At 55.9% G+C, this 15,513-nt stretch carries 18 protein-coding genes; 6 read left to right on the top strand and 12 right to left on the bottom strand.

Going from position 1 to position 15,513, the window contains the following annotated elements:
- Nucleotides 1–10: 10 nt before the first annotated feature.
- Both E3E28_RS07890 and E3E28_RS07895 read left to right on the top strand, forming a co-directional pair.
- Nucleotides 11–1,132, top strand: a complete 1,122-nt coding sequence (locus tag E3E28_RS07890) for a tetratricopeptide repeat protein (protein ID WP_206203815.1) — start codon at nt 11–13, stop codon at nt 1,130–1,132.
- Nucleotides 1,059–1,784, top strand: coding sequence for a tRNA-binding protein (locus E3E28_RS07895; protein ID WP_167915331.1), 726 nt, complete (start codon nt 1,059–1,061; stop codon nt 1,782–1,784). The genes E3E28_RS07890 and E3E28_RS07895 overlap by 74 nt, the downstream gene beginning before the upstream one ends.
- A 93-nt stretch (nt 1,785–1,877) precedes the next feature.
- Here E3E28_RS07895 and E3E28_RS07900 read toward each other — a convergent pair whose 3' ends face one another.
- From E3E28_RS07900 to E3E28_RS07940, 9 genes are all read right to left on the bottom strand, one after another.
- Nucleotides 1,878–3,737, bottom strand: a complete 1,860-nt coding sequence (locus E3E28_RS07900) for an aldehyde ferredoxin oxidoreductase family protein (protein WP_167914652.1) — start codon at nt 3,735–3,737, stop codon at nt 1,878–1,880.
- On the bottom strand, nt 3,737–4,564 hold the full coding sequence (locus E3E28_RS07905; RefSeq protein ID WP_167914653.1) for an aldo/keto reductase: 828 nt from the start codon (nt 4,562–4,564) through the stop codon (nt 3,737–3,739). Before E3E28_RS07905 ends, E3E28_RS07900 begins: the two co-directional genes overlap by 1 nt.
- An 84-nt stretch (nt 4,565–4,648) precedes the next feature.
- The gene (locus E3E28_RS07910) at nt 4,649–4,837 is read right to left on the bottom strand and encodes a hypothetical protein (RefSeq protein ID WP_042689110.1); all 189 of its coding nucleotides are present in this window, start codon (nt 4,835–4,837) and stop codon (nt 4,649–4,651) included.
- A gap of 23 nt (nt 4,838–4,860) precedes the next feature.
- Nucleotides 4,861–5,154: a winged helix-turn-helix domain-containing protein gene (locus E3E28_RS07915; protein WP_042689112.1), complete on the bottom strand. Its 294-nt coding sequence runs from the start codon at nt 5,152–5,154 to the stop codon at nt 4,861–4,863.
- A 60-nt stretch (nt 5,155–5,214) separates the two neighbouring features.
- Nucleotides 5,215–5,904 (bottom strand): DUF2202 domain-containing protein, encoded by a 690-nt coding sequence (locus E3E28_RS07920; RefSeq protein ID WP_167914654.1) that lies wholly within the window; start codon nt 5,902–5,904, stop codon nt 5,215–5,217.
- Nucleotides 5,901–6,533 carry a translation initiation factor IF-2 N-terminal domain-containing protein gene (locus E3E28_RS07925; RefSeq protein WP_167914655.1) on the bottom strand — a complete coding sequence of 211 codons (633 nt, stop codon included), beginning with the start codon at nt 6,531–6,533 and terminating at the stop codon, nt 5,901–5,903. The genes E3E28_RS07920 and E3E28_RS07925 overlap by 4 nt, the downstream gene beginning before the upstream one ends.
- 43 nt (nt 6,534–6,576) lie before the next feature.
- Nucleotides 6,577–6,750 carry a hypothetical protein gene (locus E3E28_RS07930; RefSeq protein ID WP_167913541.1) on the bottom strand — a complete coding sequence of 58 codons (174 nt, stop codon included), beginning with the start codon at nt 6,748–6,750 and terminating at the stop codon, nt 6,577–6,579.
- 51 nt (nt 6,751–6,801) lie between these two features.
- On the bottom strand, nt 6,802–7,629 hold the full coding sequence (locus E3E28_RS07935; protein WP_167915333.1) for a DUF2202 domain-containing protein: 828 nt from the start codon (nt 7,627–7,629) through the stop codon (nt 6,802–6,804).
- A 202-nt stretch (nt 7,630–7,831) separates the two neighbouring features.
- Nucleotides 7,832–9,067 carry a 2,3-bisphosphoglycerate-independent phosphoglycerate mutase gene (locus E3E28_RS07940; RefSeq protein WP_167915334.1) on the bottom strand — a complete coding sequence of 412 codons (1,236 nt, stop codon included), beginning with the start codon at nt 9,065–9,067 and terminating at the stop codon, nt 7,832–7,834.
- 93 nt (nt 9,068–9,160) lie between these two features.
- Here E3E28_RS07940 and E3E28_RS07945 point away from each other — a divergent pair, with 93 nt between their 5' ends.
- The 3 genes from E3E28_RS07945 to E3E28_RS07955 all read left to right on the top strand — a co-directional run bounded on the left by E3E28_RS07945 (nt 9,161) and on the right by E3E28_RS07955 (nt 10,935).
- Nucleotides 9,161–10,093: a sodium:calcium antiporter gene (locus tag E3E28_RS07945; protein WP_167914656.1), complete on the top strand. Its 933-nt coding sequence runs from the start codon at nt 9,161–9,163 to the stop codon at nt 10,091–10,093.
- 47 nt (nt 10,094–10,140) lie between these two features.
- Nucleotides 10,141–10,635 (top strand): HIT domain-containing protein, encoded by a 495-nt coding sequence (locus tag E3E28_RS07950; RefSeq protein WP_167915335.1) that lies wholly within the window; start codon nt 10,141–10,143, stop codon nt 10,633–10,635.
- 75 nt (nt 10,636–10,710) lie between these two features.
- Nucleotides 10,711–10,935 carry a TRAM domain-containing protein gene (locus E3E28_RS07955; protein ID WP_342764486.1) on the top strand — a complete coding sequence of 75 codons (225 nt, stop codon included), beginning with the start codon at nt 10,711–10,713 and terminating at the stop codon, nt 10,933–10,935.
- A 5-nt stretch (nt 10,936–10,940) separates the two neighbouring features.
- Here E3E28_RS07955 and E3E28_RS07960 read toward each other — a convergent pair whose 3' ends face one another.
- Together E3E28_RS07960 and thyX are read right to left on the bottom strand one after the other, a co-directional pair.
- Nucleotides 10,941–11,627 carry a hypothetical protein gene (locus E3E28_RS07960; protein WP_167914657.1) on the bottom strand — a complete coding sequence of 229 codons (687 nt, stop codon included), beginning with the start codon at nt 11,625–11,627 and terminating at the stop codon, nt 10,941–10,943.
- Between the two features lie 65 nt (nt 11,628–11,692).
- The gene (gene thyX, locus E3E28_RS07965) at nt 11,693–12,430 is read right to left on the bottom strand and encodes an FAD-dependent thymidylate synthase (RefSeq protein ID WP_167915337.1); all 738 of its coding nucleotides are present in this window, start codon (nt 12,428–12,430) and stop codon (nt 11,693–11,695) included.
- 218 nt (nt 12,431–12,648) lie between these two features.
- On the opposite strand from thyX, the gene argF reads away from it, so the two are divergent.
- A complete protein-coding gene (argF, locus tag E3E28_RS07970) occupies nt 12,649–13,596 on the top strand; it encodes an ornithine carbamoyltransferase (protein ID WP_167915338.1) in 948 nt (315 codons plus the stop codon).
- 119 nt (nt 13,597–13,715) lie between these two features.
- On the opposite strand, the gene E3E28_RS07975 is transcribed toward argF, so the two are convergent.
- Complete coding sequence (locus E3E28_RS07975; RefSeq protein ID WP_167914658.1) at nt 13,716–15,437, bottom strand: DUF4932 domain-containing protein; 1,722 nt, start codon at nt 15,435–15,437, stop codon at nt 13,716–13,718.
- Nucleotides 15,438–15,513 lie beyond the last annotated feature (76 nt).

The following is a 15,513-nucleotide window of genomic DNA, read 5'->3' on the forward strand; positions in this document are numbered from 1 at the left end:
TAATCGTCCGGTGGTTTCTGTGGAATCGGTGAAGGAGAGGCTCAACGCCGGTGACTTCAAGGGCGCCCTTGAGCGGGCGAGGTCCTTAGACGACCCTCTGCAGAGGATTTTAGCGCTCAGCCTGGTCATGACAGAGTTCCCGCGCGAGGAGGTTCTCTCCGAGATGCTTGAAGCGGTTGAGAAGGTCATCGGCACCTACGAGAGGGCGATAGCATATTCGCTCGTCGGCAGAGCTTTTTACATCCTCGACCGCGAGAAGGGTGGTTCCTTCTACTTCGAGCGGGCGGTGAGCCTTGCGAAGTCCCTCCCATCGCCGAGGCTCAGGGGCGAGGCTTTGGCGGGAATCGCGAGGAACCTCGTTTTGGCTGACAGGTACGGCGATGCCTACATACTCTTCAGCGAGGCAGTTGATGAAATCCAGCGCGCGAGGGGGTTGAGTTCAAGGGCCCTTGAAACGCTCCGCCGGGTCGCGAGGCTCATCGAGAAGAGCGCCGATGAGATTCCCAACGAGAAGGCTCTGGCCTTTTACCGACTCGCCCGCGACATCTACGACTCCCTCTTCTTCAAGCTCCAGGCCAAACACCTCTCAGACAAGATTGCGCTCATCGAAGACGTTCTCAAGCATGGCAGGGCCGTTGTCACCGAGCTGATAGAGAAAGGCGACGTCGAGAGGGCCATCGAGGTGATGCGCTTCCTCCCGCTGGAGGACAGGGCAGTTGAGATGCTCCACCTGAGCTACTGGCTCTTCCTCCACGAGAGGCCCTACCTTGCGAGAAAGGTCTTCAACGATGCCCTCGACCTGATTCTCGTCGGAAAGTTCCAGCCGAGGGACGGCGAGATTCTCTCGATAGCCAGGAAGATGCTCAAAATCGGCCGTCTCGAGGAGCCCCTAATCCTGGCCGGCGTCATCAGGGACGTGGGGCTGTCATCGGAACTCCTCGGCGAAGTTGCACTCGCCTACTCCCGGAAGGACCCGGCGAGGGCGCGCTCGATAGCCGAGGGGATAAGGGACGAAAGCGTTAAGAGACGGGTTTTGAATGCCCTCGAGGGTGGTGAAGATGTGGGACACGAGCAAGGACTACCGCTTACTGGTGGCGGAGAAGGCGATAGAGCTCTTCCTGAAGACGGTTGAAGGGGCGAAGTTCAAGGGTCACTGGGACAAGAAGAAGGCGATAAAGCTCGGCAAGGAGATGCTTCCCGAGATACAGGCGATGCGCTACAGCTACATAGAGCCGAACGAGCTAATCGAGACCCCCCAGATGAAGGCCCTGAAGGAGAAGGCCCTCGGAATAATCGAGGCCCTTGGCGGAGAGGACTGGCACCACAAGTTCATAAGCAACGCCTCAAAGGACGAGCGCGAGAAGGTTGAGGAACAGGTTGCTAAGATTCGCTTCTTCCTGAACACGATACTCGGCCTCGACAGGCGCCTCGCCCTCGGCAAGATAAACGACCCGGTTATAGCGGTCGACATCAAGGTCAGCGAGGTGATGAGCGTCGCCAAGCACCCCAACGCCGACAGGCTTTTGGTTACGAACGTCAACATCGGCGACAGGGCAATAACGGTCGTCACCAACGACTTAACGGTTAAGGAAGGAAACCGCGTGGCGGTCGCGTTGCTCCCGCCGGCCAACTTCAGGGGAATAGTTAGTGAGGGCATGTTCCTCGGCGCTGGAGAGGGCGTTCTCAAGGACGTCAAGGGCGAAATCGGCGGTCTGCCGAAGGGTATCCCCTTGGAGGCGCTCAACGAGACGAGGAACATGGTTGAGGCGTTTTTGAAGGGGTAAACTCCTTTCCTTTCACCTTTCCAGACTGAAAAACAGCAGGTTTGTGTTAATGTCAGTTCGTCATAGTCATGCAAAAATAAAAGGTATTGGGGCTCACTCCATGCCCATTCTCTTCTTCACAACTTCCAAAGCCCGCTCCGCGTCTTCCTTGAACTCAGGATAGCCGAGCTCCTCCATCGTCTCCGGCAACGGAACGCCGAGCTCCTCGTGCCAGCCCCTAAGCCTGTAGAACTCTCTCCTCGCCTCAAGGAAGTCGTTGTAGTCGATGAAGGCCTTGTTGCCCTTGGCCGGCCCGTCCGGCTCCGGCTCCCACCAGCGCGGGGGAATCGTATCGTCGAGCGGAGGCGTCACCCAGTCGAGGGCGTCGTGGATTCTGGCTATGCTCTCTACCGCCTGAGCTACCTTCCTGAGCCTTTCGACCGTCCACTCCTCCCCGGTTGCGAGCGAGTAGAACTTGGCAAGGTCCTCCATCTTGTAGGACACGAACTTGCACGTTCCGAGCATGTCGGTGATGTAGCTCTCGTCCCTGCCCTCTATGAGCGAAGGCACGAGTTCCTTCGCCGGCCCCTGGTTCGGTAGCTGATGCGGTCTCGGCCAGCCCCTCAGGTGAGACGCCCCAACGTCGGCGGTGGCGTAGCTGAGCGCGTAGGTTCTCCTTCCGCGCGGGTCCCAGGCTGGACTTTCCATGCCCTTCACGTGCACCGCGAACTCGCAACCCCTACCGAGCCTCTCGCAGGCCCTCTTTACGCCATCGGCAAGAATCGCTCCGATGCCCTTCCTCTCGGCTATCAGCTTGATGAGCTTTTCCTCGGCTTCCTCGTCGCCGAAGCCCTTGACAGGGAAGCCTATCTCTTCCTCGCTTATGAGACCCCTCTCGACCAGCTCGAAGAACCAGCCTATCGTCGCTCCCGTCGCTATGCTGTCGAGGCCGAGGTTGTTGACGAGCCAGTTGAAGTAGGCCACCGCTGGAAAGTTGAACACTCCGGTCGCCGCTCCAAGCATTGCGATGCTCTCGTACTCGGGCTTTACGCGGATTTTCCTGCCCTTGTATTCGACCTCTACATACCTGGCGCACTTAATCGGACAGCTCTTGCCGTGGACGAACCACTCCGGCTCCACCTCGTACTTCTTGACCTCGTCCCCGCTCAGCCTCTCCGCCAGCTCCTCCGGAATGTATGGCCTTGAGAAGTTGTAGGCCGGGCTCATTCCGAGCGAGGCGGAACTCCTAACTCCGTCGCTCGTCCCGTAGTTCCTCAGGTGCTCGTACTTCGGGTCGGTCGCAAAGTGCTCGTAGAACTCCTGCCACAGTTTCTGGAACTCCTCAGGGCTGGCAACCGGTGGCTTCTCCCCGGGCTCAACTACAACGGCTTTAACCTTCTTGCTCCCGAGGACTGCTCCGAGACCGCCCCTTCCGCTCGCGCGCTCGGTGTCGTAAATCACGTTGGCAATCCTGCTGAGCCTCTCGCCGGCCGGGCCAATCATCGCCATGCTGGCCTTCGGGTGCTCCTTCCAGAGTTCTTTGGCAACCTCATAGTTGCCCTTGCCCCAGAGGTGCTTTGCATCCCTGATTTCGACTTCTCCATCGTGGACGTACAGGTAAACTGGCTCTTCCGCCTTCCCCTCGATGATTATCGCATCGAAGTGTCCCTTGAGCTTGGGTCCGAAGGCGTCTCCACCGCTTGAATCGCTGATTAGTCTCGTCTCGGGGCTCTTGCTAACGGCTATGACCTTGCTCGAACCCGGAATCAGGCCGGTTAATCCACCGGTGGCGAAGACGAACTTGTTGGCCGGGCTGAGCGGGTCGGTTCCCGGCGGAACCTCCCGGTAAATCAGGTAGTAGCCGAGGCCCTTTCCGCCGACGAACTTCCTTATCATCTCGTCGGGCAGTTCCTCGTAGGTGACCTTTCCCTCGGTCAGGTTCACCCTCGCTATCCGGTTCTTGTATCCGTACATCAAACACACCTCCTAGCTTTCTCCCTATCCTCCACACTCAACCTCCAGCCCATAGCGCCGGCATTCTCTTCCACGTGTTCCTTCCTGCCGGCCTTGGGAATTGCTATAACGTTCTCCTCCCAGATGAGGTAGTTGAGCGCGACCTGGGCCGATGTTTTTCCGTATTTTCTCCCAATCTCGGCCAGGCACGGGTTCCTCGCGAGGAAACCCTTCTCCAGCGGGGTGTAGGCTATCAGCGCAATCTTTTCCTTCTTCGTGTAGTCGAGCAGACCGCTCGTTTCGGGCCAGCGGTCGCGGAGCGAATACTTCACCTCGTTGGCAACGATTTCGTACTTCCTCATCGCCTCCTGAGAACGTTTCAAAAGCTCCAAGTCAAAGTTGCTGACGCCGATGTATCTTATGACCCCCTCATCAACCAGCTCCTCAAGGGCGTGGAGGGTCTCTTCTATCTTCCGCCACTCGGTTCCGGGCCAGTGGAGGAGGTGCAGGTCAATGTAGGTGCCCAGTCTTTTCGCGCTCGCCCTTACCGCTTTCTTCGCCCTCTCGTAGCCGAAGTTCGTGGGCCAGACCTTGCTGATGATGAAGAGCTCGTCTCTGTCAAAGCCCTTAATTGCCTTGCCTACGAGCTCCTCCGAGTGGCCGGCACCGTAGAACTCGGCGGTGTCTATGAGGTTAATCCCGAGTTCGAGGCCGTATCGGAGAACCTCAACGCTCTCCTCGTCCCGGGAGTAGTCGGGGCTCTCGTAGCCACCTATTCCCCAGGTGCCGAGGCCTATGGCGGTTACCCTGTCAGAGCCGATGACCTTAGGGTCTCGAAGGGCACCCACGCTATCACCTAATAAAATAGAAGCGTTTAACCCCTTTTAAGGTTTCCGTTTGAACGCTAAAATCTATGTCATAAAGTTGTGGAATCAAACCTCTTCGAGCTTCTTCCGGACTTCCTCGGTGTTCCTCCTGGTTTCCTCAAGGGCGTTCTTCAGCTTCTCCAGCTCGACCTTGAACTCGTTCAGGGTCTTGTTTACCTGGTAGAACGCGAATATGAGCACGACGAGTATAATCAGACCGAGGATTATGCTTATCCATCCGCTTGGGGTCGACATATGCTCACCTCCCCAGGGCATTTTCATCCCTCCAGGTTCTTTACCACGTCGTTGTCTATGACGAGCTTGAAGGGCCTGGCCCGGTAGTACTTCTTGGCCCTCGGGTCATCTGGCTCAAGGCGGAGCTCGCTCTCGACGAGTCCTGCCTTCTCAAGCTTTTTGAGGTGGAGATACAGGAGTTGCCTCGATATTCCAAGGGTTTTGGCGAGCTCGTAAACGTACCACTCTTTTTCACAGAGTAGCTTGAGTATCTTAACCCTGACTGGGTTGGAGAGTGCATCGCATACCTTTGCCAGCTCCTCGACGCTCTGGACCATGGTCAACACCGCTGATTGGGCCTGGAGGGGATAGGAAAAGAAGAGATAAAAGCTTTCCGCTCAGCCCACTATACTTTTGTATTCCTCTTCACTCAACACCTGGGGCGTGTAGGTGACTCCATACCTGTTCTGAAGCAACCTGGTGAACGCCCTCAGGTGGTTTTCACTTCCGCTCCTCAGGCTCTCGAACACCGCTTTTATGTCCTCGTTGTCCGTCCTCTTGAGCCACTCGTCGAGGTCCTTGATGTCAATCTCCTCTATGAGCGCCCCCACTTTGAGCGCCTCGACCTCGCTTTCGCTTCCCTGGGCAACGAGCTTTTCATAGAGTTCCTGCATCTCCGTGCTGTTGAACTCTCCAACTCCCATCCCTGCAACGGGGTCGGTAAGGTTGTACTTCTTTATGAGTTCAAGCACCATGTCCATGTGCGTCTGCTCGCTTCTTGCTATGTTGTTGAATATCGGAAGGCCGGTCTCGTTGTAGAGTGTGAGATAGACGTCCCTCGCGAGCTTTTCTTCCTCCCTCATGTAGAGGATTGCCTCAATCTCGTCTTGGCTCAGGTTTTGAATAGGATACGCGGAGACGTTTACCATCGTCCCCTCTGGACTCGCCCCGGCGCCGTAGCCCTTATCCTCCGGAGGCCCCATCGTGCCGGAACTTGTCGTAGTGCTCGTATCCGTGCTCGTTATACACCCGGCCCCAACCGTGGCCAGGAGGAGCAGGGCAACGAGCAGGAAGCTCATCTTTTTCATCCACTCTCACCCCGGAGTTCGGTTATAATCTCCTCCAACATGGCCTTGAACTCCTCCCTGTCCAGGTCGTACTTGTACTCAATCTCAGCCAGCTTCTCGTCGGGGGTCGCCTCTATTCCCTTCTCCTTCAGCTTCTCTATCAGCGCGTCCGTCGAGACGTTGAACTCGTTGGCGAGCTCCTGAACGGTGTAGTACTTCATCATAGTTCCCGTTATGTAGACCGTTGAGTTGGTTGACTCCTCGTAGTAGGAGTCTGCGGTTGTGTCGCCCTCTTCGCTACCAACGTAGGCCGAAAAGGCCTGGTATCCTCCCGCGAGGAGCAGGAGGGGTATTATCAATCCCGCGATGACCTTTACCTTGGAGCTCTTGAACGCGGACTTCAGCATGACCCACATGCTCTTGAAGCCAACGGCCAGGTGGACTGCCACGAGACCAATCATGACGAAGCCAAGGTAGGTGTGAACGTTGGTCAGCGTGTCCTTGTCCATTCCAAGGAACGTCCACCCGATGCTGTCCGCTATCCTTCCGCTGGGCGCCAGGTACAGGCCTATTCCCGTTATCGCTATCGCCACGAAGACTATCAGGAGGAGCAGGTCAACGACTCCCCTAAGGAGTGCGGAGGCCCTCATTGGACCACCTCCGGTGGGCATTTTCCTATACAGAGCATCTTTTTCACCTCATCAACGCGTATATTATGAGCCCTATCACGATGAAGGGCAGGAGCAGGAAAGCCAGCTTGGCGAATATTATCAGCAGGGCGAAGGGGAGGAACAGCCAGCCGAAGCCGAATCCCCTCCTCCCGTGCATTGGACCCATTACCGGTCCGAATCCCCTCGGCATTTTCACCACCGAATCACGCCGTCTGTTTTAGCTCTTGACGAAAAGAAATGAAAGGCTTCAGATGCCAAACCTTCCAAGGAATCCCCTCATCCACTTCCAGGCGTGGGCGAAGGCGCTGGTAATGGTGTTGGTTATACCGCCGTCCTGGGCAGTGTTCATCTGACCACCCATGGCGCCGTGGCCGTGGCCCATTCCGCCCATACTGCCCATTCCGTGGGCCGGTGCGGAGCTCAGTATCTCGTCAACCTGCTCCTGCGGAAGCACCTGGGCGGTGTAGTTCACGCCCATCGCATCGAGCTGGCCGACGAAGGCCCTGAGGTGGTTCTCACTGCCGGCCATGAGGTTGCTGTAAACGGTCTTGATGTCCTCGTTATCGGTCTTGGCAATCCAGTCCTCAAGGTCCTTTATGTCGGTCTCCTCGATGAGGGCGCCGACCTTAAGGGCGTCCTCGGTGCTCTGGCTTCCCATCTGGACGAGCTGGTCGTAGAGGTTCTGGAGCTCCTCGTTCTGGAAGACTCCGACCTGGTTGAGCGTGTCCGGGGCGGTCAGGTTGTACTTCTCTATAAGGCTGAGCACCATGTCCATATGGGTCTGCTCGCTCTGGGCTATGTTGCTGAAGACGACGAGGCCGGTCTCGTTGTAGAGCGTCAGGTAAACGTCCCTGGCAAGCTTCTCCTCCTCAACCATGTAGAGCAGGCCGTTAATCTCGTCCTCGCTCAGGGGTGCGTAGTAAGTGGTTAGCGTGCTGTTGAGCATGGGCGCCGTCTGGGTGCTCTGGCTCGCGTAGGGGTTGGGTCCCGGCTGACCTCGCCACGCCGCGACTCCTCCCAGGGTCATTCCTATTAACAGGGCAATCAGCCCCAATCCAAACCACATCTTTCTCATGTTCTCAACCTCCTCCATGTGTAACTTCAATGTTACATATGCACGGATGGTTTATAAAGTTTGCGGTTCTTGAGAACGGTAACTCGGGAGCCTAAAATAGCACCATAAAAATGGAAGGAGAATACCCCGTCCAGGAAAATCCGGACAGAAAATCCGGTGGGGACTCGTCACGGTTTAAATAGGGGAAGTTTGGAGAAAAGGGTCAGGCTCCGAACTTCTCGGAGCGGTTCATGAGGTCCATCATTATGGGCACTATGTCGTGGCCCCTTATCCTGCCGAGCCCGCCACGCATGCACTCGCGCTCGCCGAAGCTCTCGGTGTAGTCCGGTCTGACGCCACCGCCGGCTATGAGAACCGGAACGGGGTCCCCGCTGTGGTTCATGACCTCGCAGGGAGTTGAGTGGTCGCCGGTTATCGCTATAACCACGTCCTCAAGGTCAACGTGCTCGATGATGTAGCCTATCATCCTGTCGGCCTTCTCAATCATCTCAGCCTTGAGCTTCGGGTTGTTGTCGTGGCCGGCAGCATCGGTCGGCTTGAAGTGAAGGAACACGAAGTCGTACTCCTTGAGCAGTTCGACGGTCTTCTTTGCTTTAGCCATCTCGTCGGTGTTGTACTCGCCGGTTGCCCCCTCCGGAGTGTAAACGTCGAAGCCTATCGCCCTCGCAACGCCCTTGACGAGCGAGACCGCTATGACGGCTCCGGCCCTGACCTTCCACTGCTCGGTGAACTTCATCGGAATGTTCGGGTAGGTTCCGGCTCCCCTTATCAGGAGGTAGTTCGCCGGGGGCTTGCCCTCCTTCCTGCGCCTCTCGTTGATTGGGTGCTTCTCAAGGACCTCATGGGCCTGTCTGACGAACTCCTCAAGGATTTCCGCGACCTTCTTGCTCTCCTCGTCCTCCCAGGTGAACCTGTGGGGTGGCTTTCCGGCCTCATGGGGGTCGTTCTCGCCGACGCGGTAACCGGAAGCCATGCCCTTGAGAACTAAGACAGCTCTGTGGCCAGTGGCCCCAACGAAGATGAAGTCAACCGGGAGCTTTACCTTCTCTTGAATAGCTTTCGCGAGCTCGTGGGCTTCCTCGGTGCTTATCCTTCCAGCCCTCCTGTCAACTATTATCCCGTTCTCGATTGTTGCGAAGTTAACCCTGAAGGCCAAATCGTCCTCATCCAAATCCAACCCGACGCCGAGGGCCTCAAGGAAGCCCCTTCCGCGATAGACCTTGTAGGGGTCGTAGCCGAAGATGCTCAAATGGGCCGTGTCGCTCCCTGCTGGCTGGCCTGGCTTTATCGGGTCCTGCTGGCCGAGGATTCCCATCTTAGCGAGCCTGTCCATGTTTGGAGTCTTTGCGTACTCCAGAGGGGTCTTTCCTCCAAACTCTTTAATCGGTCTGTCGCCGAGACCGTCGAGGATTATGAGAAGTCCCTTCCTCTTCTTCATACCTATCACCGGGGGTGATTAGTCGGGCCGGTTAATAAGTTTGTTGGGCAACCTTTTAAACGGCTCCCGGGAAGGTGTTCCGGGGGGAGAAGAATGCTTGAGTTCGCAGTGTGGACGCTCTCAATAGTCATTGGAATAGCGATTCTCGTGCTTGCAGGGGACAAACTGTCTGATAAGATAATCGAGGTCGCGAGGAAGGCCGGAATCTCGCCCCTCGTCATAAGCATCGTCCTCGTGAGCCTTTCAACGACCCTTCCAGAGATAACGACGAGCGCCCTCGCGAGCTACCAGGGCGTCAACGGAATAGCCCTCGGAAACGCCCTCGGAAGCATATTTGCCAACATCGCCCTAATCCTCGGCCTCGCCTCGATGATTAGACCCCTTAAAGCGGGTAAATCGGCCTACGAGAACTCCCTCGTCATGCTCGCCTCCCTCGTCTTCCTAATCCTCCTTTCCCTCGACGGCACCCTCAGCCGGCTCGACGGACTTCTGCTCCTCCTTGCCTACGCGGTCTACCTCCGCTGGCTCCTCAAGAAGCACGCGAGGAGCGAGGTCGACTGGGAGCCGAGCGGGAACGTTACTGCCCTCGACTACGTTCTCCTAATCGTCCTCGGCCTCTTCCTCGTCGGCGGTGCCGAGGCTGTAGTCTTCGGTGGCAAGAACATCGCCCAAGCCCTTGGAATCTCGGACTTCGTGATAGGAGCGACCGTCGTCGCAATCGGAACGTCCCTTCCCGAAATGACCAACGCCCTCTACGGGGCTCTGCGCGAGCGCGGGAGTATAAGCGTCGGCAACATCATCGGCGCCAACATAATGAACGCTCTCGTCGTCCTTGGAATAGCCTCCGTAATAAGACCCATCCAGACAGGAGCTTCCGTGCTGACAATCCTCCTCGTGCTCTTTGCAATGATTCCGATGATAGTTTCGCTGAAGAGAACCGGCGGAATAGATAGGCGCGTTGGAGCGTACTTCCTCGTCCTCTACGTCGTCTACCTCGTCCTGATTTTCTCGGGCGTGGAGCTGTGAGGTGTAAGGTTTTTAAGTCCTCTCCCTTTCTTCCTTCGGTGGTGAGAATGAAGGTCCTGTGGGCACCGTGGAGAATAGAGTACATACGCTCACCCAAGCACGATGGCTGTATCTTCTGCGACTTCCCGAAGGAGAACAGGGACAGGGAGAGGCTAATCCTCTACCGCGGAGAGAAGGCTTTCGTCATAATGAACAACTACCCCTACAACCCCGGCCACGTGATGGTCGCCCCTTACCGGCACGTCGCCAACTGGGAGGAGCTGACCGACGAGGAGCTACTCGAGATAATGAAGCTCACCCAGCTCATGATTAGGGCGATAAAGAGGGCCATGAACCCGGACGGCTTCAACCTCGGCGTGAACCTCGGCAGGGTTGCCGGTGCGGGGATAGACAGCCACGTTCACCTCCACATAGTCCCGCGCTGGAACGGCGACACGAACTTCATGCCGGTAATAGCGGACACCAAGGTCATCCCCGAATCGCTTGAAGAAGCCTACGACGAGCTCAAGAGGACCATAGAGGAAGTCGAGAGGGAAGTTTGAGCTTCCATATGGATTCTCCTTCTTCTGGCAAGCTTTTTATAGTTTCTCGTTCCCTCATTTCTCGAAAACCCTTTGGTGGTGTCTGAGTTGGAGCGGAAAAGCCTTCCCTCCAGGAAGCCTCCCGTAAAGAGGGGTGAGCGCTACAAGGTTCGGATTGAAGCCCTCGGAAAGGGCGGAGACGGCATCGCCAGGATTAAGGGCTTCGTGATTTTCGTGCCGAACACCGATGTTGGAGAAGAGGTTCAGATTGAAATAAAAAGTGTGAAGGAACGCTTTGCCTTCGGGGAGGTCGTTGGCTGACCTCCTCATATCTTCCTTGCCCTAATTTTGAACTTTCTGTCCAGGGGAAGGCCCTCAAAGAGCTCCGGACCGAGTTCCACGACGGGGACGTCCGCCTCTATCACTGACTCCTTCATCCCCTGCCTGACCCTGAGTTCCTTCAGGTTCCCATCTACGACCTTTATCGAGAGGTAGGTCCCATCCTCGGATTCGCCTTCGAGAATGAAATCTTTGCCCAGCTCCAATGCAATCCTCTTGACCAATGCAGGCGCAGTTTCTGGAGTTATGTGTTCGACTTCACCTTCACTTCCGGAGAACCTGACGAGCGGGCACGTCGCGGCCGAGCAGAACTCCTTTATGGCCTCGGCTATACCCTTTGCGAAGTTCTCAAGGGGTTTGCCCATGAACGTTTCCCCGAAGCCGGCCCAGCTTGCCGTGACCTTGAGCTTTCTCCCCTGCATCTTGAACGTAACGGTTAGGATTCCCTTGTCCCCCCTGAATGTGTATATTGCTTCATCTCTACCCATGCCCACGTCGAGCTCAAACTCGTAGCCGAAGTTGAAGATGAACCGCGGGACTTTGAACCTGACCCGGCCGTTTTGGAAGCTCTCGAAGTACGGGAAGAACGGCAGTGTCTTTTCGGGCTCGCTGAGTATGACCTGGAGTGTCTCCCACCCGTACGGCAGTTCAACTTCAAAGCTCTTCGACTTCACGTTTGTCCACCCCTTTTTAAATACGAAGAAAAGACAGTTGAGGGATTTTTAAATCCTGCGGAATATCACTCACGATTCGCAACCTTTTCCCACCTTTTTTTCGTCCTCTTCCAGCAACCCGGTGGCATCAGTTCCCTCTCCGGACAGTAGCCGAGCTGAATGCACCTCGGCCCGAGCTTTGCCCACCTGATAATAGGTCTGAGCTCTTCGTTTCTGGCAATCTCCTCCAGCATCTTCCAGGCAACCTCACGGAGTTCCCACTGGGTCCTCTCGCAAAGTCTAAGACCGAAGAAGTGCTTCAGCTCGCGCAGGTTCATCGTCACGACTATCTTCGTCCGCACCGCTTGGGGGAGAATGAAGCGCGCGTCCTCCTGATGAATTCCGGCCTTGTAGCTCTCCTCGTAGAGCTTGATGGCTTCGCGCATCAGCTTTTTCCACTTCTCGTAGAGCTCCGGCCTTCCCCTGACGCTCTCGGGGATTACAAAGGTCTCCTCAACATCGTTTGGGTTCAATTTTATGTATCTTTGTGACTGCTGGGTGTAGCTCGCTATCCTGTGACGGACAAGTTGATGGCTACAAACGCGGGAACAGCCCTCCACCGAGAACGTCAGGACCGCGTGTTCAAGTATTGACTCGTGGCCGTAGCCGAGAACCCTCGGAAGGTGCATCTCAACGTCCTTCCCAGTGGTTCGCTCGAAGGCTTCGCTCTCCCATTCGTCCCAGTAGCTTATGAGGGCCGACCATGTGACGGTCTCGAGTGGCTTTTTTGTATAATTGACGAGCCTGACCCTGATTCCACTCATGCCAAGAATCACCAACGGGCAAAGGCGCTCAACCTTATTAGGTTTGCTTTGACGCACGGGAGTTAAAGGAGGGGTTTATTTTAGTGCACCCTCTCGCGAGCTTAAGTCTACGTTTGGAAAGGAAGAAACGATGTGGCTTCAAATAATTTCAGGAAAACCGATGTTTTTCCGACGAAAGGGTTATTAAATTCATGAAACAGCCTTAAACGGTGATGCACATGGTGGTTAGCCTTGCCGGAAGGGACGTTCTCTGCCTCCAGGACTTCACGAGGGAGGAGATTGAGACTATTCTCAAGACCGCCGAGATGATGAAGATTTGGAACAAGATTGGAAAGCCCCACCGCGTTCTCGAGGGCAAAACGCTCGCCATGATTTTCCAGAAGCCCTCGACCAGGACGAGGATTTCCTTCGAGGTTGGAATCTACCAGCTCGGTGGCTACGGCCTCTACCTCAACGCCAACGATTTACAGCTCAGGCGCGGTGAGACCATCGCCGACACCGCGCGCGTTCTCAGCAGGTACGTTGACGGAATAATGGCTCGCGTCTTCGACCACAAGGACGTTGAGGACCTCGCCAAGTACGCGAGCGTCCCTGTCATCAACGGTCTGAGCGACTTCAGCCACCCGTGCCAGGCCTTAGCTGACTACCAGACCATACTCGAGAAGAAGGGCAGGATTCAGGGCCTCAAGATAGTCTACGTCGGTGACGGGAACAACGTGGCTCACTCGCTCATGATAGCCGGAACCAAGCTTGGCGCTCACGTCGTCGTTGCAACTCCCGAGGGCTACGAGCCAGATGAGCGGGTCATCAAGTGGGCCGAGCAGAACGCATCGGAGAGCGGTGGAAGCTTCGAGCTCCTCCACGACCCGGTTCAGGCCGTCAAGGACGCGGATGTCATCTACACCGACGTCTGGGCGTCAATGGGCCAGGAAGCCGAGGCTGAAGAGAGAAGGAAGATATTCATGCCCTTCCAGGTCAACAAGGAGCTCGTCAAGCACGCCAAGCCCGACTACATCTTCATGCACTGCCTCCCGGCTCACAGGGGCGAAGAAGTTACCGACGACGTCATAGACAGCCCGAACAGCGTCGTCTTTGACCAGGCCGAGAACAGGCTCCACGCCCAGAAGGCCGTTATGGCCCTCGTCATGGGTGGAATAAAGGTCTGATTTCGCGTTCTTTTTTCTTATCCCGTCTGACGGGCTGATAACCGCTCTCATTCTCCGGCGTCTGCACCGACAGCCAATACCGAGCTGGAGAAAAAATGGAAAAGAGTTCAAGATTACGCTCAGGCCCACTCAAGGGTGGTGCCGGCAGGGACGAAGAATATTAAGTACGTCAGGTAATACTCGCGTATAAAGCCGGTGCTGTAAAAAGCCCCTTCATCGGTTCCAACCGTCAGGTAGACCACTGAGCTTTCGTTCCACGGGTTTTTGAAGACCTCAAAGACCTCCAGCTCGCCGGTGTAGGTTTTCCCACTCGCTCTGCTGTAGAATTTGCTTCCGTTCACAGTGACGAGTGCGTTTTTGTTAAGCTCCTTGAGAAGGGAGCTGTTGGAGTAGAGAACCAGCATTAGGTTGCCCCGGAGTTCCTTCTCGGTGAGCTCCGAGACGGGCTTCAAAGTCGCGTTGATGCCGAGGCTCAAAAGCCAGCGGTACTCGTTCTCGGCGAGCCTGCGGGAGTAGTAGCCTGGGCTGTAAGCCACGGTTGCGCCCGTTACGTTGGCCTTCTTCAGGAAGTCGTACACGGTCGTGGGGGGCTCGACTCTCTTTCCTCCGTCAGTCCTGTTGTAAACCGCCCCGACAACTTTCGCAAGCTCGGGCATGAAGTCGGTGTAGTTCTTGTAAACGTCCCTGTGCTTCATGTAGTCGTTAACGTAGGCGTTGTAAACGTCCTTGATAAAGTAAAAGCCGAGGTTCTGATTTTTTATTAGGTCATCACGTGCCTCCTCGGGATGCCCCGTAACGTTGAGGTAGTAGGACTCGACGGCCCTGACGAAGGTCTCGTAGAGCATTATCTTGAAGTCCGTGTACGCCATCAGGCTGAGCTTTTCCTTAACCGGGTCGTAGAGCGACTCGTATGGTTTGAAGAGGTAGTAATACCTGTCCACCGCCGGATTAACGAAGCTGTGAGCGAACTCGTGGACAAGGAACGTTATTCCCGCCCGGCTCAGGTACACCCGGGGAATACCGTTCTCAATCCGGCCGAACCCAAGGAATGCATAGATTTTCTTCTTTTCTCCCTGGTCGAGGTGATAACCAAAGCCGTTGTAGGCAATCAGGGTCAGCGGAACTATCGTCCAAGAGGAAGCGTTCTCGCCGAAGAAGTTCTCCTCGAAGTGGGTGACGTTAAGGATTTCCTCCCCGTTCGTTTCGAACCCGCGGAGGGTCTCGTTGTAAAAGGCTCTGTGCTCGTTGTAGAACCTCCAGAAGTCTGTCTCGTTGGCGAACTGGGCAACCGCCCTCGCGAATTCGTCAAGAAGGCTCGTGTTTAGCCAGGGCCTGAGTTCGAGCATGTCGCTCCAGTTCATGTCCCTTGAAAAGTTGACCGGGTTCAGGTGAAGGGCGAACTCTGGAATAGCGTCGTATGCCAAACCCTGCTCTACCATCGTCGGGACCATTTGAACGGCGGTGGCGTTGGTATAGTTCCCGAAGTAGTTCATGACGTCTTTCATGTACGGGTAGTTGTACAGGTTGGCGCCCGCGCGGTATGGGCTGACATGCTTCCTGTACCAGTCGGAATTTGAGAGGAAGTATATTATCTGGACGAGCTCAAGGCGTGGGTCAATCTCAATGTGAACCCTGTTGGAGAGGTTTACTTCGGCCGGGGCAAAGTCCGGAGCTGGTACGGCCAGGGAAACGTTCGATGTGTTTGACGGGGAGCCCTGGGAATGCGTGACGTTGGAACTTCCGCCGGACTGGGAATACGCGGTTGAAGGTTGCTGTTGCGTGGGTGAAGCCGTCGGCGTCGAACCGAGGCACCCGCTCACGAGAACGAGGAGCCCTATCAACACCAAGGCGAGAAGTTTTTTCATTTCAATCCCCGTTCAACTTTTCAACACTGAAGTTAAAAAAATTCCGCTGGGA

The sequence above is a fragment of the Thermococcus sp. 21S9 genome, from assembly GCF_012027635.1.
Taxonomy (GTDB): domain Archaea; phylum Methanobacteriota_B; class Thermococci; order Thermococcales; family Thermococcaceae; genus Thermococcus.

Bases quoted from the DNA above. Each gene is read 5' to 3' on its own strand.
- E3E28_RS07895 (WP_167915331.1), top strand. From the start codon at position 1,059: ATGTGGGACACGAGCAAGGACTACCGCTTACTGGTGGCGGAGAAGGCG.
- E3E28_RS07900 (WP_167914652.1), bottom strand. From the start codon at position 3,737: ATGTACGGATACAAGAACCGGATAGCGAGGGTGAACCTGACCGAGGGA.
- E3E28_RS07910 (WP_042689110.1), bottom strand. From the start codon at position 4,837: ATGTCGACCCCAAGCGGATGGATAAGCATAATCCTCGGTCTGATTATA.
- E3E28_RS07915 (WP_042689112.1), bottom strand. From the start codon at position 5,154: ATGGTCCAGAGCGTCGAGGAGCTGGCAAAGGTATGCGATGCACTCTCC.
- E3E28_RS07920 (WP_167914654.1), bottom strand. From the start codon at position 5,904: ATGAAAAAGATGAGCTTCCTGCTCGTTGCCCTGCTCCTCCTGGCCACG.
- E3E28_RS07925 (WP_167914655.1), bottom strand. From the start codon at position 6,533: ATGAGGGCCTCCGCACTCCTTAGGGGAGTCGTTGACCTGCTCCTCCTG.
- E3E28_RS07935 (WP_167915333.1), bottom strand. From the start codon at position 7,629: ATGAGAAAGATGTGGTTTGGATTGGGGCTGATTGCCCTGTTAATAGGA.
- E3E28_RS07940 (WP_167915334.1), bottom strand. From the start codon at position 9,067: ATGAAGAAGAGGAAGGGACTTCTCATAATCCTCGACGGTCTCGGCGAC.
- E3E28_RS07945 (WP_167914656.1), top strand. From the start codon at position 9,161: ATGCTTGAGTTCGCAGTGTGGACGCTCTCAATAGTCATTGGAATAGCG.
- E3E28_RS07950 (WP_167915335.1), top strand. From the start codon at position 10,141: ATGAAGGTCCTGTGGGCACCGTGGAGAATAGAGTACATACGCTCACCC.
- thyX (WP_167915337.1), bottom strand. From the start codon at position 12,430: ATGAGTGGAATCAGGGTCAGGCTCGTCAATTATACAAAAAAGCCACTC.
- argF (WP_167915338.1), top strand. From the start codon at position 12,649: ATGGTGGTTAGCCTTGCCGGAAGGGACGTTCTCTGCCTCCAGGACTTC.